The 21,501-nt window shown below is 69.1% G+C and carries 21 protein-coding genes and 4 pseudogenes; 13 read left to right on the top strand and 12 right to left on the bottom strand.

Annotated features, from left to right (window positions below; translation table 11 throughout):
• Nucleotides 1-1,022 precede the first annotated feature (1,022 nt).
• Nucleotides 1,023-1,553, top strand: a complete 531-nt coding sequence (locus QMF80_RS35055) for a GNAT family N-acetyltransferase (RefSeq protein WP_283460951.1) — start codon at nucleotides 1,023-1,025, stop codon at nucleotides 1,551-1,553.
• A gap of 803 nt (nucleotides 1,554-2,356) precedes the next feature.
• Here the strand turns inward: QMF80_RS35055 and QMF80_RS35050 are convergent.
• The 3 genes and pseudogenes from QMF80_RS35050 to QMF80_RS35040 all read right to left on the bottom strand — a co-directional run bounded on the left by QMF80_RS35050 (nucleotide 2,357) and on the right by QMF80_RS35040 (nucleotide 5,065).
• Nucleotides 2,357-3,283 carry a hypothetical protein gene (locus QMF80_RS35050; RefSeq protein WP_283460949.1) on the bottom strand — a complete coding sequence of 309 codons (927 nt, stop codon included), beginning with the start codon at nucleotides 3,281-3,283 and terminating at the stop codon, nucleotides 2,357-2,359.
• Nucleotides 3,284-4,075: 792 nt separating this feature from the next.
• Nucleotides 4,076-4,669: a hypothetical protein gene (locus QMF80_RS35045; protein ID WP_283460947.1), complete on the bottom strand. Its 594-nt coding sequence runs from the start codon at nucleotides 4,667-4,669 to the stop codon at nucleotides 4,076-4,078.
• Between the two features lie 208 nt (nucleotides 4,670-4,877).
• Nucleotides 4,878-5,065 (bottom strand): annotated as a pseudogene (locus QMF80_RS35040) (cold-shock protein).
• 45 nt (nucleotides 5,066-5,110) lie between these two features.
• On the opposite strand from QMF80_RS35040, the gene QMF80_RS35035 reads away from it, so the two are divergent.
• From QMF80_RS35035 to QMF80_RS35015, 5 genes are all read left to right on the top strand, one after another.
• Nucleotides 5,111-5,497 (top strand): ATP-binding protein, encoded by a 387-nt coding sequence (locus QMF80_RS35035; RefSeq protein ID WP_283460945.1) that lies wholly within the window; start codon nucleotides 5,111-5,113, stop codon nucleotides 5,495-5,497.
• 355 nt (nucleotides 5,498-5,852) lie between these two features.
• The gene (locus QMF80_RS35030) at nucleotides 5,853-6,047 is read left to right on the top strand and encodes a hypothetical protein (RefSeq protein WP_283460944.1); all 195 of its coding nucleotides are present in this window, start codon (nucleotides 5,853-5,855) and stop codon (nucleotides 6,045-6,047) included.
• A gap of 424 nt (nucleotides 6,048-6,471) precedes the next feature.
• Nucleotides 6,472-6,870, top strand: a complete 399-nt coding sequence (locus QMF80_RS35025) for an ATP-binding protein (RefSeq protein ID WP_283460968.1) — start codon at nucleotides 6,472-6,474, stop codon at nucleotides 6,868-6,870.
• 107 nt (nucleotides 6,871-6,977) lie between these two features.
• The gene (locus QMF80_RS35020) at nucleotides 6,978-7,334 is read left to right on the top strand and encodes a PRC-barrel domain-containing protein (protein ID WP_283460942.1); all 357 of its coding nucleotides are present in this window, start codon (nucleotides 6,978-6,980) and stop codon (nucleotides 7,332-7,334) included.
• Nucleotides 7,335-7,361: 27 nt separating this feature from the next.
• Nucleotides 7,362-7,535 (top strand): hypothetical protein, encoded by a 174-nt coding sequence (locus QMF80_RS35015; protein ID WP_283460941.1) that lies wholly within the window; start codon nucleotides 7,362-7,364, stop codon nucleotides 7,533-7,535.
• Nucleotides 7,536-7,715: 180 nt separating this feature from the next.
• Here QMF80_RS35015 and QMF80_RS35010 read toward each other — a convergent pair.
• The 5 genes and pseudogenes from QMF80_RS35010 to QMF80_RS34990 form a co-directional block, all read right to left on the bottom strand.
• A pseudogene (locus QMF80_RS35010) lies at nucleotides 7,716-8,388 on the bottom strand (DUF6286 domain-containing protein); the annotation flags it as partial.
• Complete coding sequence (locus tag QMF80_RS35005) at nucleotides 8,385-8,834, bottom strand: Asp23/Gls24 family envelope stress response protein (RefSeq protein WP_283460939.1); 450 nt, start codon at nucleotides 8,832-8,834, stop codon at nucleotides 8,385-8,387. The gene QMF80_RS35005 and the pseudogene QMF80_RS35010, both read right to left, overlap by 4 nt.
• A complete protein-coding gene (locus tag QMF80_RS35000; protein WP_283460937.1) occupies nucleotides 8,815-9,006 on the bottom strand; it encodes a hypothetical protein in 192 nt (63 codons plus the stop codon). Before QMF80_RS35000 ends, QMF80_RS35005 begins: the two co-directional genes overlap by 20 nt.
• A gap of 34 nt (nucleotides 9,007-9,040) precedes the next feature.
• A complete protein-coding gene (locus QMF80_RS34995) occupies nucleotides 9,041-9,532 on the bottom strand; it encodes an Asp23/Gls24 family envelope stress response protein (protein WP_283460966.1) in 492 nt (163 codons plus the stop codon).
• Between the two features lie 101 nt (nucleotides 9,533-9,633).
• The gene (locus QMF80_RS34990) at nucleotides 9,634-9,813 is read right to left on the bottom strand and encodes a hypothetical protein (protein ID WP_283460935.1); all 180 of its coding nucleotides are present in this window, start codon (nucleotides 9,811-9,813) and stop codon (nucleotides 9,634-9,636) included.
• 299 nt (nucleotides 9,814-10,112) lie between these two features.
• On the opposite strand from QMF80_RS34990, the gene QMF80_RS34985 reads away from it, so the two are divergent.
• Nucleotides 10,113-10,469 carry an IS3 family transposase gene (locus QMF80_RS34985; RefSeq protein ID WP_502962984.1) on the top strand — a complete coding sequence of 119 codons (357 nt, stop codon included), beginning with the start codon at nucleotides 10,113-10,115 and terminating at the stop codon, nucleotides 10,467-10,469.
• Nucleotides 10,470-10,864: 395 nt separating this feature from the next.
• A complete protein-coding gene (locus QMF80_RS34980; protein WP_283460931.1) occupies nucleotides 10,865-11,230 on the top strand; it encodes a hypothetical protein in 366 nt (121 codons plus the stop codon).
• 398 nt (nucleotides 11,231-11,628) lie between these two features.
• Here the strand turns inward: QMF80_RS34980 and QMF80_RS34975 are convergent, their stop codons facing one another.
• Nucleotides 11,629-12,555, bottom strand: coding sequence for a hypothetical protein (locus QMF80_RS34975; protein WP_283460929.1), 927 nt, complete (start codon nucleotides 12,553-12,555; stop codon nucleotides 11,629-11,631).
• Between the two features lie 803 nt (nucleotides 12,556-13,358).
• On the opposite strand from QMF80_RS34975, the gene QMF80_RS34970 reads away from it, so the two are divergent.
• A complete protein-coding gene (locus tag QMF80_RS34970; RefSeq protein WP_283460927.1) occupies nucleotides 13,359-13,979 on the top strand; it encodes a hypothetical protein in 621 nt (206 codons plus the stop codon).
• A gap of 533 nt (nucleotides 13,980-14,512) precedes the next feature.
• On the opposite strand, the pseudogene QMF80_RS34965 reads toward QMF80_RS34970, so the two are convergent.
• Nucleotides 14,513-15,147 (bottom strand): annotated as a pseudogene (locus QMF80_RS34965) (IS3 family transposase); the annotation flags it as partial.
• A 342-nt stretch (nucleotides 15,148-15,489) separates the two neighbouring features.
• On the opposite strand from QMF80_RS34965, the gene QMF80_RS34960 reads away from it, so the two are divergent.
• From QMF80_RS34960 to QMF80_RS34950, 3 genes are all read left to right on the top strand, one after another.
• A complete protein-coding gene (locus QMF80_RS34960; protein WP_283460925.1) occupies nucleotides 15,490-16,383 on the top strand; it encodes a YihY/virulence factor BrkB family protein in 894 nt (297 codons plus the stop codon).
• Nucleotides 16,384-16,780: 397 nt separating this feature from the next.
• The gene (locus tag QMF80_RS34955; protein WP_502962983.1) at nucleotides 16,781-17,347 is read left to right on the top strand and encodes a VanZ family protein; all 567 of its coding nucleotides are present in this window, start codon (nucleotides 16,781-16,783) and stop codon (nucleotides 17,345-17,347) included.
• Between the two features lie 398 nt (nucleotides 17,348-17,745).
• Nucleotides 17,746-18,555, top strand: a complete 810-nt coding sequence (locus tag QMF80_RS34950; protein WP_283460923.1) for a transposase — start codon at nucleotides 17,746-17,748, stop codon at nucleotides 18,553-18,555.
• A gap of 84 nt (nucleotides 18,556-18,639) precedes the next feature.
• Here QMF80_RS34950 and QMF80_RS34945 read toward each other — a convergent pair whose 3' ends face one another.
• Nucleotides 18,640-19,743: a phage tail sheath family protein gene (locus QMF80_RS34945; RefSeq protein ID WP_283460922.1), complete on the bottom strand. Its 1,104-nt coding sequence runs from the start codon at nucleotides 19,741-19,743 to the stop codon at nucleotides 18,640-18,642.
• Between the two features lie 318 nt (nucleotides 19,744-20,061).
• On the opposite strand from QMF80_RS34945, the pseudogene QMF80_RS34940 reads away from it, so the two are divergent.
• A pseudogene (locus tag QMF80_RS34940) lies at nucleotides 20,062-20,157 on the top strand (DUF6192 family protein); the annotation flags it as partial.
• A 72-nt stretch (nucleotides 20,158-20,229) separates the two neighbouring features.
• Here QMF80_RS34940 and QMF80_RS34935 read toward each other — a convergent pair.
• The gene (locus QMF80_RS34935) at nucleotides 20,230-21,003 is read right to left on the bottom strand and encodes a hypothetical protein (RefSeq protein WP_283460971.1); all 774 of its coding nucleotides are present in this window, start codon (nucleotides 21,001-21,003) and stop codon (nucleotides 20,230-20,232) included.
• Nucleotides 21,004-21,501: the final 498 nt, after the last annotated feature.

Raw genomic sequence — 21,501 nt, 5'->3', positions numbered from 1 at the left:
AAGATCGGATGAGACGGGACAGTGGTCCTGACACCTGACGCTGACACTGCCGCTCGCGGTGCTACCGCCCCCCGCAGCAGATCGGACGGGGGCGGAACGTGTCAGGTGTCAGGACCCGGGGTCCGCCCTGGAGGTTCGGGGGCGGACCCCGGGGCGGTGTGCATCCTGGCCCGTCAACGAGCCAGCAGCGAACTGGTTCCTCACCACCAGCGGTGAGGAGGACCAGGAGCAGCCGGACAGGAGCGGAGAATCGGTTCGGTGAGCACCGATCGCCGCCCGCTGGCACCGGCCCCCGTCCCGCCGAACCGTCCCCCGCCGCAGAGACCGCGCTGCGGACCCGCCTCGCCGCCGAACGCCTCCCGACCGACCAGGCCGACACCGAGCCGGCCACCAGGGCGGCCGGACGCCGCACCCTCGGCACCGGGCCAGCGACCGGCCGGTAACCGGCTTCAGCCCTGGACGTTGACGCCGCCCCGGCCAGCCCGGTCGCGGCATCCGCCCACGAACCCGGCGCCGCCTCGCGCACCCGTACGCACCACGCCCGGCACGTGCTGGGCCCCGGCGCGAGGCGGCGCCGGTTGCCGTCCCCCGCACCGGGGACACACGGGCCACCGCCCAGGGACCGGGGTCCCGCCCCCGGTCAGGACGTGTGTGCCCAACGCCGGACACGTGCCGGACTCAGACCGGGGACACCCCCGCCTGGCGCCTTCCCTCACGCGCGCACCATTGGAGACCGCCCGCACCCAGGCCATGACGATCGGTCACGATGACCGGCACGGTGCCCTGGTAGTCCCGGTAGCCGTCCCGCACACACCGCGCCTCCATTCGATAGTGAGTGTTTTTGATGGCTGGTCTGGGGGCTTACGGCTCGGTCCGCGATTGATGGTGGGAGTAGCTCCGTCTCGGGGGCAGCTGGTCTGGGGTGCGCGAGGACCGTTGACCAGCCCGGGGGTGTTGTGATGGGCGGTGCTCGGTCGGGATATTCGATGGTCGCCGCTTGTAATGGTGGTCATACTGCCGCGATGGATCCAGTGACGCTTGAGACCGACCGTCTGGTGCTGCGGGCCTTCACACCGGCCGACGTGGATGCGGTGTACGAAGCCTGCCAGGACGAGGACATCCAGTTCTACACCCCGGTGCCGGTGCCGTACCGGCGTGCGGACGCGGAGAAGCTCGTCGGCGCGATGCTGCCCGCTCAGTGGGCCGAGGACAGGGACTACACCCTCGGCGCCTTCCGCATGGACACCGGCGCCCTGGTCGGCTCGTACTGCCTGACCTTCGTCAGCCGTGGCGTCTGGGAGCTCGGTTACTGGGCGGTCAAGGAACAGCGCGGACGCGGGTACTCGGTGGAGGCTGCCCGGGCCCTGTGTGACTGGGGCTGGGCCACCCTCGACATCCACCGCATCGAGTGGTGGGCCATGGCTGGGAACACCGGCTCGCGGGCCGTCGCCGAGAAACTCGGCTTCACCGTCGAAGGGACACTGCGCAATCGCGGCATCGCCAACGATGGCAAACCACACGACTGGTGGGTGGGCGGACTGCTGAGGCCCTGATGCTCGGTCCGGTGCTTCGACAGCAGCGTTTCCTCTTCTGCAGGGACGTTCCCAGCTCAGACAGTTCCCGCAGCCGAGCCGCACCCGTTGATCATCGGCGGGCAGCCGTAACGTGGCGGTGGCCGCACGTGTTCTTCGAGTGTGACCAAGAAGTGGGCCCGTGCGGCCCTGACCCATGCGTAGTCCGGCAGCAGCGCGGCCAGTTCCGCCGGCCAGGCCGCCGCCACCGTCGCCACCGCAGCCGCCAGCTCCGGCGTCAGCACTACCCGGCCCGCCTTCGAGTCCGAACCCCCCGCCGGCCCCAGTTTCGGCGCCTTGGCGCCGTCGGACGCGGCGGAGCCGCCCTTGCTGCCTTGCGCGCTACTACCTGCACTAGCCCTACGGGCGTCAGCGGCGCTACGCGCCGGAGGCGCAGTGGTTTCTGTAGCGGGTTCCCGAACACCGGCTCTTGAAAGAAGCGCGTCACCTGTGACGCCACCCGTAGCGTCACACATGACGCTACCCCCCTCAGATTCCTCCCCTTCGGGGGTGGCGTCATAGGTGACGCCACCCCCGTCCGCGGACAGCTCCTCCTGGCCGGTGATCTGGGGCTGATCTTTCTTCCTGGGCTTTCCTGACACTCACACGGACCCGCAACGGAGTGTCCATCGCTGTCCTGCGGATGCCAGCCCCGGGTACGCGCCCGCCACTGAGAGCCGGTTCACCGACTCTCAGTGGCGGGGGTCAAGGTGCGGCCGTCACATCCCGGGACCGCGCCAGGTGGCCCTGCGGGGCGATGGTGCGGGGCGTCTGGTGGGGCAGGGTCACGGTGTTCCGTTGGCGCCGCTCGCGCAGGGGCTGCCGGCACCGAAGGTTCCGCCAGTGCCGCCGGTCCCTCCGTGGAAGAGCACGCCCCCGGTGGCGTTGCCACCGGCGCCGCCGATACCGCAGGTTCCATCGGCGCTCGCGCCCGACTTGACGCCGCCGTTGCCGCCGATGCCGCCGTTTCCGCCGGAGTTGGCCATGCCGCCGGAGCTCACACCGCCGGCACCGCCGATGCCTGCGGCACCACCGGGGTAAGCACCGCCCGAGCTGCCATTGCCGCCGTTTCCGGCGTTACCGCCCTTGCCGCCGTTGCCGGAGCTGTTAATGCCGCCGGCGCCGCCGTTGCCGCCTGTGCCGCCGCCGTGGCCGATGCCGCCGTTGCCGGCGTTGCCGCCCGCACCACCGGTAGATCCACCGGCACCACCCAGGCCACCCTTGCCGCCGGCTCCGGCACTGGCACCGGAGTTGCCGCCGGCACCACCGATGCCGCCCGCAGCGACCTGGGTGCCCGCACCGCCAGCACCGCCAGCGCCACCCGCACCGTTGAGGCCGCCGGTGGCACCGGTGCCACCGTTACCGCCCGCCGCACCGTTGGGGCCACCGTTACCGCCGACAGCACCCGCCCCGCCGGAGCCGCCGCCCAGACCGAGCCCGCCGTTGCCTCCCGCACCGCCGACCCCGCCCAGGACACCGTTGCCGCCAGGGCCGCCCGCACCGCCGGCGCAGTCCCCGGTTCCGGTCGCAGCGCCACCCGCGGTCCCGGGAAAACCGGCGGGGTGGGCGGTGGTGCCGTTGGCTCCGGCGACGCCCGCGGTGCCCGCGGTGCAGGCCAGGGGCGAGGCACCGGCAGGAGCGCCAAGGAAGAGTGCAGCCCCGGCGAAGAGGGTGGGAAGGGCGAGGAGAGCGGCGGTCTGTTTCCTGTTCACAGGGTTCCTCTAGCTCAGGTGAAACGGGGATCGATCCGAGGCGCGAAATCAGGCCAGACACGGCACCAGGAAAAGAATAATTTCCCTCGAACATTTTTCCGTGCCGCATACCGTGAGGCAGCCCGAGAACCTCCGCGCTCCTTCCATAAGACATGCATGTCCAGAGTTTTGTAATGACATAAGGCGTGCGATCCTCATCGACAATTGCCCGACAGGGCGGTACATCACCTGCGGTAGGAAAACTCCCTCGAATTTATCGGTTTATTCAATATTCGCGGATTCAACCGCAAAATATCAACGCGAATTAGCCACTTCTGAAATTTCTGGGAGCGTGTGGGCGCTGAGCTGCGGGTTCTGTCAGCTTGCGGCGACCGAAGGGCTCTTCTGATCACCCGACACCCAGGACCCGATGGGGCGCGTCGCACAGCGCCGGGGCAGGTAGGACTGGGTGACGACGGCACATTGCATCGACTGCTCGTCTTTCCCTGCCTGAACCGAGGTGGCCGAATCCAAGGGTTTTCGACCTGTGCGGCCACCCACGTTTGATGGGAAATTTTAGTCCTCATATATCTCACACGCAATCACGCCCGGAAAATACCGGGGGGTGAGGGCCGGACCGTCGACACCGGAGGCGAGGAACCGAAGCAGGAACAGGATGAGATACCTGACGGATTACTGCCGCGACCACTCCCCCGACCCCGCTGGAAGCCACTGTCCAGCCCCCTGTCCAGCCGCCCTCCGATGCAACCCTCATCCGGCCTGTGCGGCGCCCCGGGCAAGCCTCGCGTGCCGTCAGGCCGGGGCCGTGCCTCCCCAGCGCAGCGCATGGCGCATGGTCACGGTCATCCACTCCATCGCCTGGGTGCCGGTGGGCTCGGTCATCCGAAACGCGGCACTGATCGAGCGCATGCCGCCGTTGTGGCGGGATGTGCCGGTCAGGTACTCCCAGACGTAGACGCGCGGCTCTTCGCGGCGCCGCTGTCTGCGGTGCGTCGGCTCCGTTGGGATCTGCTGCTGGACCCAGTCGCGGTCCTGCTCGCCCCGGCCGTGGCAGGCGCGCAGCAGGACGTCGTTCCACTCACCCAGGCCGGGATGGGGCAGGAACTCGAGGATCGCGTCGCGGAACCATCCGGTGAGGAGCACGTCGTCTTCTGCGATGCGGTCCTGGCCGCCGCTGTCGACGTGGCGGCCGACCAGCTGGCCAAGCCGGGCGACCGGCTCCAGGTCTTGGCCCCATCGGTAGTCGACGGCCTCGAAGACCCGCCAGGTCTGTTCGGTCCAGTCGCCGTCGTCGCACGGCTCTCTGCTGATGCCCCAGCCCGCGCCAAGCCGCAGGGCCTGCCACATCTGCATGCCCTTGTTGCGGGTGCATTTGTTCGGCGACATCTGATTTAACGATTCCCCCACCACCCCGTCACGGGCAGGCGCAGGCTGGACGGACCGGGCTGGCCCGGCGATATCACAGCATGCGGCAGCCCCCCGTTGCACAGCCGGATGCTGATCGAAGTCAGGAGACCGCTGTGCTGCGGACGGTACGGAATTCCCACGGGCATCCGCACCCACCACTCCCCACACGCGGGCGGGGTGGTGGAGGTCAGGCCGGGGTGATGTTCTCGGCCTGGGGGCCCTTCTGGCCTTGGCCGACGTCGAACGTCACGACCTGGCCCTCCTGCAGCTCGCGGTAGCCCGAGGAATTGATGTTGGAGTAGTGGGCGAAGACGTCCGGGCCCCGCCCTCCTGGGCGATGAAGCCGAAGCCCTTCTCCGCGTTGAACCATTTCACAGCTGCTGAGCAGGACGACGGGCGGTCGGAGCCAAGGGGGGCCGGATGGGCACGATGGGCACCGACCTCGCAGCCGGCCCTTCCGCTGTCTCCCCCGCCTACGCGCGCGAGCGCGCCCGGGGCTTCCTCGACGCTCTGGCCCGTCCGCTTGCCCGCGAGGCTGAGCAATCCGTGGTCCTGGTCGTCTCGGAGCTCGTCACCAACGCCCTGCGCCACAGCGGCGGCACCTACACCCTGGAGCTGACCGCGCACCCGGACGGCGTCGAGGTGGCCGTCCATGATCCCAGCCCACAGGCACCGGTCATGCACACCCCCGACCTGACCGGCACGGGAGGCTTCGGCTGGCGCATGGTCAACCGTCTCGCCCTGGCCACCCACGTCACCGCCGCCCCCGGCGGCGGCAAAACCGTACGAGCCCTCCTCCCCCGCTAGAACCCGCCACAACGCGTCCCCGCCCGGCGGCATTGCCGCCAGGCACCGGCGTCGTTGAATGTCCGGTGACAGAGGACCTGGACCGTTTGCCATCGGAGTTGGACCACCAGCTGGTCGTGACGGCGAACCTGCTGGCCGGATGGGCCCCGGCGAGGTCGGCCGCTGCTCGTCGAGCCGTCCGCGCGGGTACAGCCCCCGCCCGCACCACGCCACCGCGGCCGGGCAGCCCCGAAAGGCCTGCCCGGCCACACCCGGGGCTGCCGGACCGGCCGGTTCTGGTTGGGCCCCTACCGGTCCCGGAGCCTCACCCGAACGAGTGAGTCACTCCGACGGCTCACACGGGAATCCGCAGGTGATGGACACTCCCGCCGGCCTTCCGGCGCCCGTACGCGAAACCATCGCCGACATCGTCGCAGCCGTCCGCGATGGCGACGACGCCCGAATCCGGCTACTGCTCGAACATCTCTCCCACGTCGCGGACACCGCCGCCCTCCTGCTGCTGCACAGCCGCCTCAACGAGGACCTGCACGCCTCTGACGCCGACCGGTGACACTGCCCGCAGCAGTGCCGCCGGGGTGCGGCGGGTACCGGCGGCTGTGACCGTAGGAGGGTAGGGCCCAGGGCTTCGATCAACGGTCCGCAGGTGGCGACACCGGCAGTTGCGGACCCCCGGCGCCGGGCGCGGTACCGGGGGCTGACGCGTGCACGAGTCCCGGGGGTCTTTGCAACCCGTACACGCGTCAGCCCGGCTTCGCTCGGCTTGCCCCGCATCCTGCCGCCCGAAGGCGAAGCCGCCGGCGAATGTTCAGGGGTCTGCGGGCGTGGACGGATCCCGCACCGCGGGTTCACTGCCTGGAGCCCGGCCGCCCGCTTGTACGCGACGCCAGGGTCACTGTGTGTGAAAACGGGTAGAGCGGGAAGAAGCATGGCTCGACGGTCCCGACAGACAAGTGGGGTGTTCGCGCATGAACGACATGAACAGCACGTCACTTCCCGCGCCACTCGTGATCGAGGACGACAGTGCGGCCGGTGTCCGCCGTGCCCGTGACATCGCGCGCCTCTTCGCCGAAAATCTCGAGCCCGCACCCAACCCCGACACCGCGGACTCGCTCGCTCTCGTGGTGTCGGAGCTCACCACCAACGCACTTCGCCACGGCGGCGGCCACTACACCCTCGAGCTGAGCGCCGACCCCGATGGCGTCAGCATCACGGTCAGCGACCCCAGCCCCGCACTGCCACGCGAGCGCGAGCCCGACCTGAACGGCGGCACCGGCGGCTTCGGTTGGCACATGATCCGCAGCCTCGCCCGCAGCGTGACCATCACACCGGGCCCCGAATACGGCAAGACCATCCACGCCCTCCTCCCGCGATAGACGCGACCAGGTGGCACACGGGCTGTCGCCAGCAGCGCACCACGAACAGAGGGGAAACCCGGCATCGAGGGCAGGATGGAAGGGCACCCCAACTATGGAGGTCAGCGATGTTCGAAGCGGGCGATATCCGCGAGTGGCGCGGCCGCGACGTAGTCGACGCGGACGGCCACAAGATCGGCACTCTGGAGTCGGTGTACGTGGACACCGCGACCGACGAGCCGTTTTTCGCCACCGTCACGGTGGGCCTGCCCACCCGTCACCGCCTGGTGTTCGTCCCGCTGACCGGCGCGACGGTAGGCCCGGGTTATCTGAAGGTCGCCTATTCCAAGAAGCTGGTCAAGGATGCCCCCTCGATCGGAACCGATGGAGTGCTGCCTGCCGAAGACGAGGAGGCCGTCTTCGGCCACTACGAACTGGGCTACGCGCCGGGTGCCAGCGGGGAACGGCGTCTTGCGCGCCGCTGACCTGCGAATATCGAAGGAGGACGGGCGATGAGGTTGTTCCTGCTCCTGATCATTGTGGCGATCATCCTGGGAATCATCGGGGCCACCGCCGAGGGCCTCTTCTACCTCTTGATCATCGGCATCCTCGTCCTGGCGGCCGACCTCGTCTACGGCGCAGTGAGGTTCCGTCGGGGAGGCAGGCGCCAGCGTCGCGTCCGCTGACGCGGTCTCGGCCTTCTCGGCAAAGCCGGCCTTGGGGCCAGCCACGACCAGGCTCACGGACAGGGCCAAACGCTAAAGACGCAAGCCATCCGGCAGCACAGGAGCCACCAGTACGGCTCGACTTTGATCGTAGAGCTCCCTACGCCGGAAATGCCGGCCCTCCACGATGTCACCTCCCTTCGGCCGTCGCACACGCACGGACAAGGTGGGCTGCCGGTCAAGGCCCAGCCGGCTCATGCCGTCGCTCAGCGCGGTCTCCAGGTCGTGCTGGACCTCGGCGAGGTCGCGAAAGTGCGCCCGCGCTGTGGCTTTGACCCTGTGGCGGTGAACGTGGACGCGTACCGATTGCACTCCCTGGACCTCCATGGCCCGGTCGCGGAGCATAAGAGCCGCGGCCGAGCGGCCGATACCGGCGCGTACGTCCCCTGCGCCCGGAACGCCGGCGGGTGCTCGCATCGGCAGCAGGGATCTCAGTCCGGGGGGCGCGGCGAGCAAGATCAGCCACAGCCCGGTGACCATCGCCACGACGGCGCCGATGATTACCCAGGGGCCGGGTGGCCAGTTCGTCGGCGAGCCCGCGCCGCCAGCGCATCGCCTGCCGTCCGGCCCGTACGGCAATCACGTCACACAACAGGAGTCCGGTGCCCGCGGCGGCGAGCAAAGTCATGATCGCGGCGGGCACCCGTCGCTTCGACCAGAAGCGGTGGATGCCCCGGCCATGCCCACCCGCTGCCGTCACGTCCGCCTCTGGTCGGTGTGCCGCGCCGGCGGCGGAGTGCTCCGGACCGGTGGGAGCGTCGCCTTCGATGGTCGGCAGCCGCTGGGTGCGTGGTTCGGGGCCGGCTTCGCTCATTGCACCCTTCCCCGTCCCGTGTGCTTGGTGTGCACCGAGTGCAGCCGTTCGACCGTCACCGTGACGGCGTGCACATCCATGCCCGCCAGCGTTTCCACCCGCTCGGCCACCGTGCGGCGCACCGCCCCGCACTGCGCACCGATATCGCAGGGATAGCCCAGTTCGACGGCGACGCGCACCCACGTCTCACCCAGCGGCGCCACCTGTCCTGAGGCCCGTTCGGACGTACTTTGTACGGTGGCCGGCCGGACGGAGACCGTCGCGTGCGGGGCAGCGTGCCCGTCCGGCAGCTGCCGGACGGTCTCAGGGAAAGCATGCAGTGCTTCCCGGGCGGCGTGCGAGGCGATCTTGGCGATGACCCGGTCGGCGAGGCGGGTCGCACCCCGTGCTCCCGTCGGCACCGCCTCAGCATGTGCGGCCATGGGGTCACCGCCGCCGGTTGCCATGCTCGCGGTTGTGGAGGAAGTCGCCGAGCTCCCATTCACCGTCAGCGAACCGGCCGACGACGAACCCGACGGCGCCCAGCGCCGCCACCAGCAAGAACGCGCCAAAGCCGCCGAAGTATCCGGCGAAGCCCAGCGCCATCCCGACGATCAAGCCGACCACGGCCATACGCATCGCCCGCTCCCACTCGCTTCAGTCCGGCAAGCGGCTATTCGACCCGTCGTTCCTGCTCCTGCTCTTCTTCCTCATCGGGCAGATGCACATCGCTGACGGCGATGTTGACCTCGACAACCTCCAGGCCGGCCATCCGCTCGACGGCGGCGATCACGTTCTGTCGGACATCGCCCGCGACCTCGATGATGGAGACCCCGTACTCGACGACGATCTCCAGGTCGACCGCCGTCTGGACTTCGCCGACCTCCACCTTCACTCCGCTCGTGACCGACTTCCCGCCGGCACCGGGCACCCGTCCTCGCACGGCCCCCATGCCACGGGCGAACCCGCCGCCCATCGCGTGGACGCCCGGCACATCCCGGGCCGCCATCCCGGCGATCTTCGCCACCACGCCGTCGGCGATCGTCGTACGGCCACGCGAGCCCGGATCACTGCCGTGGCCTGCGCCGAGGGGCTTCCTGCCGAGCTCGCCCACGGACGGTGCACGGGTGGTCTCGGGCCGGTTCGGCTGTCCTGTATCGGTCATCGCCACTCATCCCTTCCGGGGAAGCAGGAGGCATCACGCCATCCCTGCCTTCACACTAAAGGCGATGGCGTAACACCGCTCCAGGAGCGGCACGCAAGCGATCAGAGGCCGCCAGACGGGGTGATGGGGGTACCGGCTCCGATGATCCGCGGACCGGCGGAGTTGCCGCCCGCAGTCTCGGCGGCAAGTTGAAGGAGGAGGCCGCCGAGGTCGCGGGCCGTGGTGACGCCGGTGGCCAGCAGCTGCTCGGCACGCTTGCCCATGCCCGGCCAGCAGGTCATCGTCGCTGGTCTCCTACATGGTTCGGGCGTCGAACACCAGGTGCACGTGGGCGTCGAACCGGACTCTCAGTGGAAGGGAGATGCTGCGTCAGTTCCCTTCGCCGGCCATGCTGGCCTCCTGGACCGGTGGCGGGTTCCAGCGGCCACCCATCTGTCTCCGGCGGCCAGGATGGGCGGCCAGATCACCGTGACTGCCCCCACCGACGAGCTGACCGCCGCCACCGGCCTGAGCCGCCGCCTTCGCGGTGGAGTCCCTGCGCCGCTGGTGGATGGTCCAAGGGTGCCTCGACTACCCCAGCGTGGACCGCTTGCTATTGCGGCGCCTGAACCGCTGCCAGTTCGTTGACGGTCATCAGCGCCGGTTCGGCGTGAAGCGGTTGTGCTCGTTGCTGGGGATCGCGCGCTCGAGCTTCTACTACTGGCGCCGCACCGTGCCCGCGAGGGCGGCCCGGCAGCTCGCCGAGGCGGAACTCGCCGCCCGGATACGCAAGGTCCACCACGGCTCCGACGGCACCTGCGGCGCCCCCAGGTTCACGGCCGAGCTCCGCGACGACGGCGGCCTGGTGGTCAACCACAAGCGGGTCGCGAGGGTCATGCGGACCATCGGGATCTTCCAGGCAGGCACCGTCGCAGGCTTGACCGCTGCGGCCCGGTGACAGCCACCGGTTCCCCAGGCGATCAGGAGTCAGGCGACCTTGGCCAGCATCACGCAGTCCACTGCCACGTGTCACATCCCGGCGGACGTCGAGGAAGTCCTGCTCGGCGCCGGGATTTCCGGCCGCGGGGCCCGGCGCGCAGTGGACATGCCCGGGGCCGGGGAAGGGGTCGCGTCCTTTGAGTGCTTTTGTGAGCCGGGGTCTCGTTCGGCCTGCTTGAGGGTGCGGGTGGGGTGGGGGCGTGGTCAGCTCCGGTGGGAGCCGTGCCGTGGCTTGCTGGGTGACGGGCAGCGCATCGCGTGTCGTCTGTCGTGTGGCTGGGGGTCGTTCGTCGAGGCTCTTGCTCTGGTTCTGCTCTCTGTGGGCTCGTCTCTTCAATTGTCAGGAGTTCGACCGTGAAGCTTCGTCGTACAGCCGCAATGTCCCTGGCCGCTTCGGTTCTGGTGGTCGGCGGTGGCCTGTTCACCGCACCGTCTGCTGCTGCTGCCGACCCCGTTCCCCCCGATGCCACCGCCTGTGTGGGCCTGCTCAAGGACGCGGCCACCGCGGCCGCGGCCTTCGCGGCCGCCAACGTCACCTATTCGGCCAGCATGGCCGCCGCCCTGGTCATCGCCGCCGACCCGGCCGCTGCCCAGGCCACGGCAGGGGAAGCCCTCAAAGCCCAGAAGACGGCCAACGATGCGGCTGCCGCAGCCCTCAAGACCGCAGCCGCCGCGGCAGGCTGCGTGCTTCCTGCCACCCCGCCTCTCCCGGCCTCCTGACGTTGCCAGGGTAATTGCCCCCAGCAGCACAACGGCGCGCGTGGGAACCGTCGACGACGCATACCAGGCACAACCGGTCGTGCCCCGCAGGCCCGAGGAGCAAGTAGGGCATTGCGGCCCTCGGAGAACCTGCGGAGTGACGGCAGGGACACGTCCCGCTCGAGCCGCAGGCGCCGAGCAGTGGGGGGCGGCCCGTCGACGAGTCGGCTGCTCAGTTCTGGGCACCTTCACGACCGGTGACGCGCGGTCTCTGAGTGTCGGCACAGCCGGCGTGCCCTGTCATTGAGCAGCCGGTATACCGGCTGCTCAATGACAGGGGTCAAGGTGCTGCCTCACCGCCGGAGCCGCGCCAGGTGTCCTTGCGCAAGGGTGGCTCGGGGGCACCTGGGGCGGGCCGGTTACGGTGTTCCGTTGGCTCCGTTGGCGCAGGGGCTGCCACCGCCGAAGGTCCCGCCGATGCCGCCGGCCCCGCCGTGGAAGAGGAGGCCTGCGGTGGCGTTGCCGCCGGCGCCGCCGATCCCGCAGGCGCCGTCGGCGCTGGCACCCGATTTGGCGCCCCCGTTGCCCCCGTTACCCCCGTTGCCGCCGACATTGAGGATGCCTCCGGAACTGATTCCGCCGGCCCCGCCGATGCCTGCGGCGCCACCCGGATAAGCGCCGCCGGAGCTTCCGTTACCGCCGTTGCCGGCCCGTCCGCCCTTGCCGCCGTTACCGGAGCTGTTGATGCCGCCCGCGCCGCCGTTGCCACCCGCACCGCCGCCGTGGCCGATGCCGCCGTTACCGGCGTTACCGCCCGCGCCGCCGGTGGATCCCCCGGCGCCACCGAGGCCGCCCGCGCCGCCCGCTCCGGCGTTGGCGCCGGAGTTGCCGCCGGAACCACCGGTGCCGCCCGCACCACCCTTGGTGCCCGCGCCGCCTGCTCCACCCGCGCCGCCCGCACCGTCGAGGCCGCCGGCGGCACCGGTGCCACCGTTGCCACCCGCCGCACCGTTGGGGCCGCCGTTGCCGCCGATGGCACCCGCCCCACCCGAGCCGCCGCCCAGCCCGAGCCCGCCGTTGCCGCCCGCACCCCCGACCCCGCCCAGCACACCGTTACCGCCCGGACCGCCCGCACCGCCGGCGCAGTCCCCAGTCCCGGTCGCGGGGCCGCCCGCGGTCCCGGGAAAACCGTTGGGGTGGGAGGAGTTGCCGTTGGCACCCGCGACGCCCGCGGTGCCAGCGGTGCAGGCAAGGGCCGAGGCGCCGGCGGGAGCACCGAGGAAAAGTGCAGCCCCGGCGAAGAGGGTCGGGAGGGCGAGGAGGGCGGTGGTCTGTTTCCTGTTCACAGGGTTCCTCTGGCTCAGGTGAAGCGGTGGGTGATGCGGCCTGAACGAGGCCGGCCTGGAACCGAAGAGGAACAAGGGGCTCCCCGAAACGTTTTCCGGGCCGCGGGCCGACAGACAGTCAGTGAAATTCCGGACTCTTCCCATAAGACATGCATTTCTTAATATTTATAATCGAACGAGGAGTGCGATGTTCATCGACATTTTCCCGCAGGAGCAGTCCTCTGACTGCGGTACGCAAACTCACCCAAGTGAAGCGTTTGGCCGAATTTCACCGACACGGCCCTAAATAGCCGATGACGCGTCTTCACCTCGTGGCCCTCCTGGTCCCGTAGCTGCTGAACTGCAGGTTCTGCCAGGCCGCGGCAGCCGGAAGGCATCTGTGGCCACCCGGCGCCCGGAGCCCTGTGAGCGCGCCGGGGCAGCGCCGGGGCAGAAAAAGCTGCAAAATGACGGCTACTACGCCCGCCGGACGCCATTTCCTTGTTTAGACCGACGTCGCCGAATCCAGCAAATTTCGCTACTCGCCGCCGCTCGCCTGCGAATTAGGGGACCATTCCGCCGGCGCCGGTCCGGCGCGGGAGGAGCCGTCTCAGGGCTGCCCATCGGCTTCCACTGGCCGCTGCTCATGTTGGTTTATCGAAGCCCCGCCCCCCTACGGGGATTTGAAGCCAGAGTTCGGCGAATATCTCTATTTCCAGACATTTGATCATCCAGCACAATGCGGACCAGGTCGTTCCCCCCTAGTTTGTGGGGTGTGCCGGCCGGAGAATATCTCCGGTTGCACAAACCGAAAGGCGTACCTCATGCGCATCTCGCGCACCACCGCCATGGCCCGGACCTTCCTGATCAGCGCGATCGCCGTAGTCGGCCTCGCGACCCCGACCTTGGCTTCCGCGACGGCTCTCGCCGACGCGGGCAGTTCCCGGACTTCCGTCCTGGGCGTTCTCGGCCTCCCTGGCGGGAACGGCGCCAACGGCGTGGGGAGCAACGGCGGTATCGGTGGCCTCGGCGGCACTGGCGGAGCGGCCGGTGCGAACGGCAACGGCGGCAGCGGAGGCGCCGGGGGCAACGGTGACGGCAGCGGAAGCACCGGCGGCGCGGGAGGCGCGGGTGGCGCCGGCGGGGCCAACGGTAACGGCGGCAGCGGAGGCGCCGGGGGTACTGCCAACCAGGGCGGCACCGGTGGCAAAGGCGGCGTGGGCGGCGTAGGCGACGCCGGTACGGGCATCGTCGGCGGCAACGGTGGCAAGGGCGGCGCATCGACGGCAGGTGGCACCCATAAGGGCGGCACGGGTGGGGCGGGTGGCGCCGCGAGCCCGGTGTGTCCCGGAAAGCCCGGCGGCGACGGCACCGCCGCCACGTTGACCGCGGACGGCATCACCGGCGCCACCGGCGCCGCCGGACACACCACCCTCCCCTGCTGAGCAACCAACCACAAAAGACGCGTCCACGGTGCCACACATCACGCGGTCAATGACCGACGACTGATCACTGACGCGTGGGGGAACATGACTCGGACGAGTCGCCCGGCCGGGCTTCCCAGCCGGGCGACTCGCGTCGTGAGGTGAACGGTGCAGGGCACCATCGCCTCAGAGCACGTAGCGAGTCGTGATCAATCTGCAGTCCGGTGACCGACGAGGAACAACGCTCGAACGGCTCCTGGGTCTGCCCGGCTCCCCCGCCCACAGACCCACCACCAGCCACCCCAACGGCTCCCTCCCACAGATCGTCAGGAACACCGTCCCGCTCCGTACCGGCCAGCAGATCCTGACGCTGGAGCGAAGGGACGGCCCAGGAGATGGGCGTGGCTGGAGTTTGCGGGCGGGGCCGGGAATCGTGGTGCTCATGGTGTGGCCGGTGCGGGTGAGTTCGGCGATGAGCCACACTGAATCGTTCCGGGTTCGGTAGAGATCTCAGATTGTGGTTGTGGCCTGGGGTTTCGTGGTGGTCAGGTAGTGCCGCGGACGGCGCCGGCGATGCTGAGCTCGCGCATGAGGCGTTCGACGGTGCAGCGGGCCACCGTATGGCCCTGCCGGTTCAGCTCCCGCCAGATCTTCCGGGCCCCGTAGACACGGTAGTTGGCGGTGAACGCCTCGTGAATGAGGGCTTTGAGTTCCTCGTCCCGCACGGTTCGCGCGGACGGTTCGGCCAGCCACTTGTGGTGGGCGTAGTAGGTGGAGGGGGCGATCTTGCAGTCGTGCTCGGTGAGCGTTCTGCAGATCGGCTCGACGCCGCCGAAGCGGTCCCGGTGCTCGTCTATGAACGCTACGAGCGTGTGTGTGGCCGGTCGAGCTCGGCCGCGAAGAAACTCGCCGCCGCCTTCAGGATGTCGTTCGCCCGCTTCAGCTCGGCGATCTCCTTCTTGAGGGCCCTGAGCTGGGCGGACTCCTCCGTACTCGTTCCCGGACGGGCCCCCGAGTCGACCTGGTCCTGACGGACCCATGTGCGCAGCGTCTCGGTCGACCCGATGCCGAGCTTGGTGGCGACGGCCCTGAACGCGGCCGACTCGTTCGGGTAGTCACCACGGACCTCGGCGACCATACGGACCGCCCGTCTGCGCAGTTCAAGGGGATAGGAAGAAGGTCGTGCCATGACTTGATCCTTTCATGGAATCGAGTCTCTACCGAACCCGGAACGATTCAGTTGGCTGTCCGGCGTAGCAGCGGATAGGTTCTGCGGCACGAACAGATACGGGTCCGCCGGTAACTCCACGCAGATCGCGCATCGGCGAGCGGGGCGTGCCGCCCGGGGTGACGCGCGAACGGCTCGCCGGGGAACCCCGCCAACAGCAACCGGACGACGGAACATGGCACGAGGGGAAGGCGCCGCCTGATGAGCAGCTCGCCCACACCTGCGCTTGACCCGGGCGGTGCCGGCCGCGCACCGCTGTCACGCTCCAAAGAAGAGCCTCCCGCACACCACTTGCAGACACGCGTGGCAACCACAGCACCCTTGCCGCCCCCGACGTACGCGCGCGATCTGCCGGGCTGGCGCCACATCGTCACCGCTCTGCGGCGCACCCCCGCCTCGGTGTGGAACGACAACGTGACCGACTTCGCTGCCGCACTCACCTATTACGCGGTGCTCGCGCTCTTCCCGACGCTCCTGGTCACGGTCTCACTGCTGGGAATCGTCGGCGCCTCGACCACCGACAACCTGATCAGTAAAGTGATCGCTGTCGTGCCGACCGAGTCCCGCCCCGTCATGCTGAGCACGTTGCAGGGCATGGCGGAGCAGCACACAGCTGCTTGGACGCTGGCCGTCTTCGGCACGATAGGCGCCCTGTGGTCCGCCTCCAGCTATCTGGGGGCCTTCCGCCGAGCCCTGCACCTCATGCACGGCATCGAGGACCTGCGCCCGGCGTGGAGGACAGCGCCACGGCTGGTGATAACCACTTCGGTGCTGCTGATGCTTCTGGTTTCCAGTGCCCTGGTGCTCATCCTGACCGGCGAAGCGGCCCACACCGTCGGCCGGCTCGTGGGCATGGGCAGCACAGCCGGCATTGCCTGGAACGCGCTGAAATGGCCGCTCCTGCTGTGCCTGGTCGCCATCTTGGTGCTGGTTCTGTTCAGCTCGGGCCCGGCCGGGACACGCGGAGTGCGGCAGCGGCTTCTGGGAGACGCTCTCGCCGTGGCCCTGTGGCTCGCCGCCTCCGCCAGCTTCGCCCTCTACGTCTCGCACGTCGGCACCTATTACCGGCTGTACGGATCGCTCGCCGGGATCATCGTCTTCCTGGTGTGGCTGTGGCTGTCCAACCTGGCCCTCCTCACCGGCGCCCAGTTCAACGCCGAACTGGCCAAACTCCGCTTGGCGACCGACAGGGCGTAAACTGCCCAGCCCTCGTCCCGGTCGGCCAGCCACCCGATTCCCTCGCACATGGGTACCCCCATAGGCAAAGCGACGACGAGTACGCCAGGCAGCGTGCCCAGTGCCACTGACAACCGCTGCCCGTCGCCTCACTCCGCATGCCACAGGAGGCCCGCGTCAGCGCTCGTGAAGTTGGAAAAGGTCAGGGCATGACAGACTCAACCGATCCGTCAGCGACCAGTGCCCGCCCGGTCAGTGAGGAGCCTGACGACGCACTGCTGCGCCGCATGCTCGTCCAACTGCCACCGGGCAGGCCGATACCCTCGGACCGGAACGGACCCCGCGTAGCGCGCCTGCCGCGTCACGTCTCGCGGGTATCGGAACGTCCAAGCAAACCAATGTGGCTAGGAGCCTGTTAATGGTGCGGATGGTGCTGCGCAATAAGACCGCGGCGGAACCCGGGGACCGGGTTCCCGGAGAGCCTCCCCTGTCTGTGCTCGGCCGGGTACTGGCCATGCTGCTGGCCTTCGCGGTGATGGTGGGATTCGCGGTGGTGCTGGCCCGGCTGACGCTGGAACCGTCGGCGGCGTCTGTGCCGTTGACGCACAGTAACCTGCGCCCTGGTGACTCTATCCGTGCCTATCTCGTTCATCCCGCGTCCTTTGACACGGTCAAGCAGCTCGGCGGCAATATCGTGATGGGTGTGCCGTTCGGTGTGCTGCTGCCGGTGCTGGTGCCCCGAGCGCGAGGGCTGGTCCGGGTAGGAGTGGTCACCGCTCTCGTGATGCTCCTCGTGGAACTCGTCCAAGGCGCCCTTATCATCGGGCGTACCTTCGACATCGATGACGTTCTGCTCAACACCACAGGGGCTCTCCTGGGTTACCTCCTGATCGGCCTCCGGCTGGGCCGTGCAGTGCATCCCCGACGCCGCCACTGGTGGCACCGATTCACCAAACGCCCGGAGACTGCTACAGATCCGGCATAACTGAGCTTTCCCAGCCGCCCCTCCGCCAGATCAGGCATCGCTCGGTGTTGACAAGGTCGGCGAACAGGGGCGGGCCGTCCCTGCCGCGCGAACCGGCCCCAGGTGCTGGTGGGAACCCGTCAGGACCGGTGGGCGAACCGGATCCGTCCGTCGGCGCCTCTGCCTGGGCGCGTGCCGTCTCCCGGATGGAGACGCGGTCACGGGACAGGACGGGCGGGAACGTAGAGCACGGACGTCGTTAGCGTCTCGTCCTCGCCGCCGGCCGGGAAGTGAGGCGCTCCTCTTCCCCACGGCTACTGCGTGGGAAAGACACCTCATGCAGTTAAGCCGTCAAGCGGAGGCTCGCCCTTGGTGGGAATCGGGTTCTCGCCGCGGATACGGACTGCGAGGCTGTGGGGGTGACTGAGACGACCCCATATGGCGCCGACCGTGCCCGATTCACCCGCCAGGCGCTGGCCCGCCTCGTCCTGTGCGATCACGCAGCGGACGTCGCCGATGGCGGCGCCGGCCTGGTCGCCACAGGGAATGACCCTGACACCGGTCCCGGAGGCCGGGTCAGCCAGGCATTCCAGCTCATCGAACTCGCGGAGCGCGCTCTGGTATCGGCCGTGATCGGAACCGGAAGCCGCCGCTCGGGACGCACCCAGCCATACCTCACCTACCTGCACCAATGCTGGAACGAGGGCTGCACCGACGCCGCGCGTCTCTGCGCCGAGATCCGCGAACGCGGCTACCGGGGCAGCGAACGCACCATCCGCCGCAGCCTGCAGACCCTGCGCGCCAGCGGCAAACCGGCTCCCACCAAGCCGACCGAGCTCACAGTCCGGAAGGCCACCTGGCTGATCACCTCGCACCCGGACAACCTCAACGAGAACCGCACCATCGAACTCAAGAAGCTCCTGACCCGATCCCCAGAACTCGAGGCCGTCGCCGCATGCGTCCGCGACTTCGCCACCATGATGGCCAAACGCCAAGGCCGCGACCTCGACGCCTGGCTCGTCCGCGCCGAGGCCACCGGCGAGAAGCCTCTGCTCAGCCTCGCGCGCGGCCTGCGCCGGGACTTCGCCGCCGTTGCCGCCGGGCTGACGCTGGAGTGGAACTCCGGCAAAGTCGAGGGCAACGTGAACCGCATCAAACGGATCAAGAGGGATGGGTACGGCCGCACAGGCTTCGACCTCCTCCGCCTCCAGATCCTCCGCGCCGACTGAACGCTCCGTCATCGCTCCGCAGAGAGCGGCGCCGAGGGAAGTGCCATCTCGCCCACGGCGCCGCAGGCCCGAGGGTCCGGATGGTCAGGCCGAGCCGGCCGTCCCAGTCAAGGTCAAGATGATGAACTCGGCCGGACGGACGGGGGCGATGCCCAGCTTCAGGACGATCCGGCCGGCCTGGACGTCCTCGTCGGTCATCGTGAGGCCCTTGCCGATCTGGACGAAGTACGCCTCCCCCGGCCTGTTCCCCTGCAGCCCGCCCTGCTGCCAGATGTCGTACAGGTAGCTGTCCGCCGCGGCCCGCACGCGCTCCCACGTCGGTTGACTGTTCGGCTCGAAAGTCACGAGGCGCAGCGTCCTCATCAGATCGCGCTCCACCATGTCGGCCAGGCGCCGGACAGGGATGTACCGCCAATTTGTATCGGGGTCATCGAGGGTGCGGGCACCCCAGATAACCGTTCCCTGGCCAGAGAATTCGCGCAGGACGTTGACCGGCTGGGCATCGGCGTGCTCCTGGTCGGTCACCTTCTGGGCAAGGCGGGCACCAGCTTTGAGGCTGACGTTGGCCGGGGCCTTCCACACCCCGCGCTCGCGATCGACCCTGGCCCACGCCCCCGCGACCGCGCCGACGGGCGGCACCAGCTGGACCTGGTCCTCGGCCGGGATCAGCCACGGATGGTAGAGAGCGGTGTGTGCGCGCTGGTCGGCGTCCAGCTTGAAGCCGCTCGCCGCGTCACGGGCCTGCCGGGCGTCGTGGTCCCGGTCAGCGTGAAGAATGGCCATCGCCAGGTGGCCGGCCGCGTGAGCAGCCACAGCCCGCGCCTGCTCGCCGGCCGCGTCGGCGCCCCGGTCCCACAGGCCGAGCGGCACAAGGATCGTCACATCGTCTAAGGTTCCGACCGCGGTCAGCGCCTCCTGCAGGGTCCTGCCAGCGGTGCTGACCAGATAGCAGGTTCCGCCCCCGTTCTCGAAGTACCCGCGGAGGACGCCACCTGCGGCCCCGGCAGCCATGCCGTCTTCTGCAATCGTCGAGATGTCGAGCCAGCTGTTGACCCGCACCACACCATCGATAGCCGGTCCGAAATCCCCGATGAACGCCGGTACCGCCGTCGCACCGGACGACACCGCCAGACTCAACGAGGCGTCCTCCTCGATGCTGACACCGGGGTACTGCACTGAATCCGCCATTGACACACTCCAACCAGGCGACGACAAGACACGAGCACCGCCAAGCTAGTCGATCAACTGATACTGCGTCAGGATCTCGGGCGAGGCCGACGCCGCTCGCTCACGCCAGATTGCAACGCAGACGCGCCGTTGAGCCAACGCTCAAGGCAAATCCGCCCACTCCGGATCGGTCCTGGCCCACACCAGGCGCTCGATTCCGGGGACGCGGGTGGTGGCGCAGGTCTGAGCACCGTGACGCTCCGCCATCGGTCCACAGAGAGTGGATCAGAACCATTTCTCATGGCCGCTGTCAACCAACCCCTGCCACCACCCCACCCATTCACACGCGAGGAGAGCGTCGCCACGACCGTGACGACCGGCCTGCTGCGGCGCCCGGACGTCGCCTTCAAGGCCATGAGCGATGACACCGACCGCCGGTCCACATGCCTCAGCCGGCAGGGGAGACCTCCGGCGATCACCGCTTTGGACGGCCGCCGCGGGCGCGGGTCACGGGTGGGCGGGGCCGACGGGCGCGGGACTGAGGGCGCGGCGCAGGGTGATGCCGAAGCGGCTGCGCAGGCGGTGGAGTTCCCAGAATGCCAGTGCGGTGACGCTCAACGCAGGGCCGACGAGGAACAGCCACATGACCCAATCCGGCGCGTCGACGAGGGGCCTGTCGAGCAGTTGGAATATGAACATCGCCCATCCCAGGATCGTCGAGATGAACGGGGGCAGGACCTCGTGCACGTCGGCGGTGCGGAAGCCGAAGTGCAGGGCCAGGACGAGGCCCGAGAAGCCGAAGGCCAGGATGACGGTGCACGCGACGAGCCCGGCGGCGCCGCCCAGCACGGTGAGGAGGCTCCAGTCGTGGCCGATCCACCACATGCCCTCGCGGAACATGAAGAACCAGGCCAGGGATACGGTCACGGGTAAGGAGAGCAGGGCGCCCAGCGGGCCCAACAGGCGCTTTCCGTACATGCGCCGGGCAGGCGGGCGGGAGGCCAGTACGAAGAGCACCAGCGTCAGAAAGCCGACCCCCAGGAGTACCCACACGCTGAGGAAGGCGTCGAGTGCTCGGGCCGTCGCGAAGTCGGAGAGCCTCCCTTTCAGAGGATAGGCGAAGACGAGCCAACACGTGGCCGACAGGCCCACTACGGTCCGCGCGATCTGCATCGCCTGGACCGGCGCGTCGCGCACGCGGTCGGGGCGGCGCGGGCAGAACACCCGCGCCGCGGCCCAGAAGGGGAGCCCGAACCATCCGACACGATCCACTGCGGACAACGGCCACTCCGTTCGGGAACCTGCCACGCGATCATCGCGCCATGAAATTCTCGCTTCCCCGGGTGGTCGAGTCCAGCCCCATGCAATCCCCGAGAGCAGGCCGCGTCAGCAGCAGGGGCGCCGTTCGCTGGACCGCTACCGCAACCGTCCTGCGAACCGGCCGCTGAAGCGAGCAGGCGTATAACCCGCCCAACTTGGGATCCGAAAGAGGCACTGACGGCAGCCCGATCGGCTGCGAGACGAGCAATCCCAGCTGCCGCCCCCGCCCTGCCGCCATGCTGTACCCGCCGCCCGGCAAACCCCCTGCCGGGCCGGGCAAGACACTCCACGAAGTACCACAGCCACAGGGCCCCACCCAGCGCGACATCAGAGTGAATCGCCCCGGGTTTGATGGAGACATCGAAGACCCGGAAGGATGCCGATCATGGCTGCTCCCCGTAAATACCCCGACGAACTGCGTGAGCGCGCGACGCGTCTGGCGGTCGAGGCCCGCAAGGA

This window comes from Streptomyces sp. G-G2 (assembly GCF_030063135.1).
GTDB lineage: Bacteria > Actinomycetota > Actinomycetes > Streptomycetales > Streptomycetaceae > Streptomyces.
This window is presented reverse-complemented; position numbering and strand designations above follow the sequence as displayed.

What these genes read in the sequence shown, in the direction of transcription:
- QMF80_RS35005 (WP_283460939.1), bottom strand. Translation starts at nt 8,834, where the DNA reads ATGGCAACCGGCGGCGGTGACCCCATGGCCGCACATGCTGAGGCGGTG.
- QMF80_RS34995 (WP_283460966.1), bottom strand. Translation starts at nt 9,532, where the DNA reads ATGACCGATACAGGACAGCCGAACCGGCCCGAGACCACCCGTGCACCG.
- QMF80_RS35045 (WP_283460947.1), bottom strand. Translation starts at nt 4,669, where the DNA reads ATGTCGCCGAACAAATGCACCCGCAACAAGGGCATGCAGATGTGGCAG.
- QMF80_RS35055 (WP_283460951.1), top strand. Translation starts at nt 1,023, where the DNA reads ATGGATCCAGTGACGCTTGAGACCGACCGTCTGGTGCTGCGGGCCTTC.
- QMF80_RS35035 (WP_283460945.1), top strand. Translation starts at nt 5,111, where the DNA reads ATGGGCACGATGGGCACCGACCTCGCAGCCGGCCCTTCCGCTGTCTCC.
- QMF80_RS35030 (WP_283460944.1), top strand. Translation starts at nt 5,853, where the DNA reads ATGGACACTCCCGCCGGCCTTCCGGCGCCCGTACGCGAAACCATCGCC.
- QMF80_RS35025 (WP_283460968.1), top strand. Translation starts at nt 6,472, where the DNA reads ATGAACAGCACGTCACTTCCCGCGCCACTCGTGATCGAGGACGACAGT.
- QMF80_RS34990 (WP_283460935.1), bottom strand. Translation starts at nt 9,813, where the DNA reads ATGACCTGCTGGCCGGGCATGGGCAAGCGTGCCGAGCAGCTGCTGGCC.
- QMF80_RS34945 (WP_283460922.1), bottom strand. Translation starts at nt 19,743, where the DNA reads ATGGCGGATTCAGTGCAGTACCCCGGTGTCAGCATCGAGGAGGACGCC.
- QMF80_RS35015 (WP_283460941.1), top strand. Translation starts at nt 7,362, where the DNA reads ATGAGGTTGTTCCTGCTCCTGATCATTGTGGCGATCATCCTGGGAATC.
- QMF80_RS35020 (WP_283460942.1), top strand. Translation starts at nt 6,978, where the DNA reads ATGTTCGAAGCGGGCGATATCCGCGAGTGGCGCGGCCGCGACGTAGTC.
- QMF80_RS34955 (WP_502962983.1), top strand. Translation starts at nt 16,781, where the DNA reads ATGGTGCGGATGGTGCTGCGCAATAAGACCGCGGCGGAACCCGGGGAC.
- QMF80_RS34970 (WP_283460927.1), top strand. Translation starts at nt 13,359, where the DNA reads ATGCGCATCTCGCGCACCACCGCCATGGCCCGGACCTTCCTGATCAGC.
- QMF80_RS35000 (WP_283460937.1), bottom strand. Translation starts at nt 9,006, where the DNA reads ATGCGTATGGCCGTGGTCGGCTTGATCGTCGGGATGGCGCTGGGCTTC.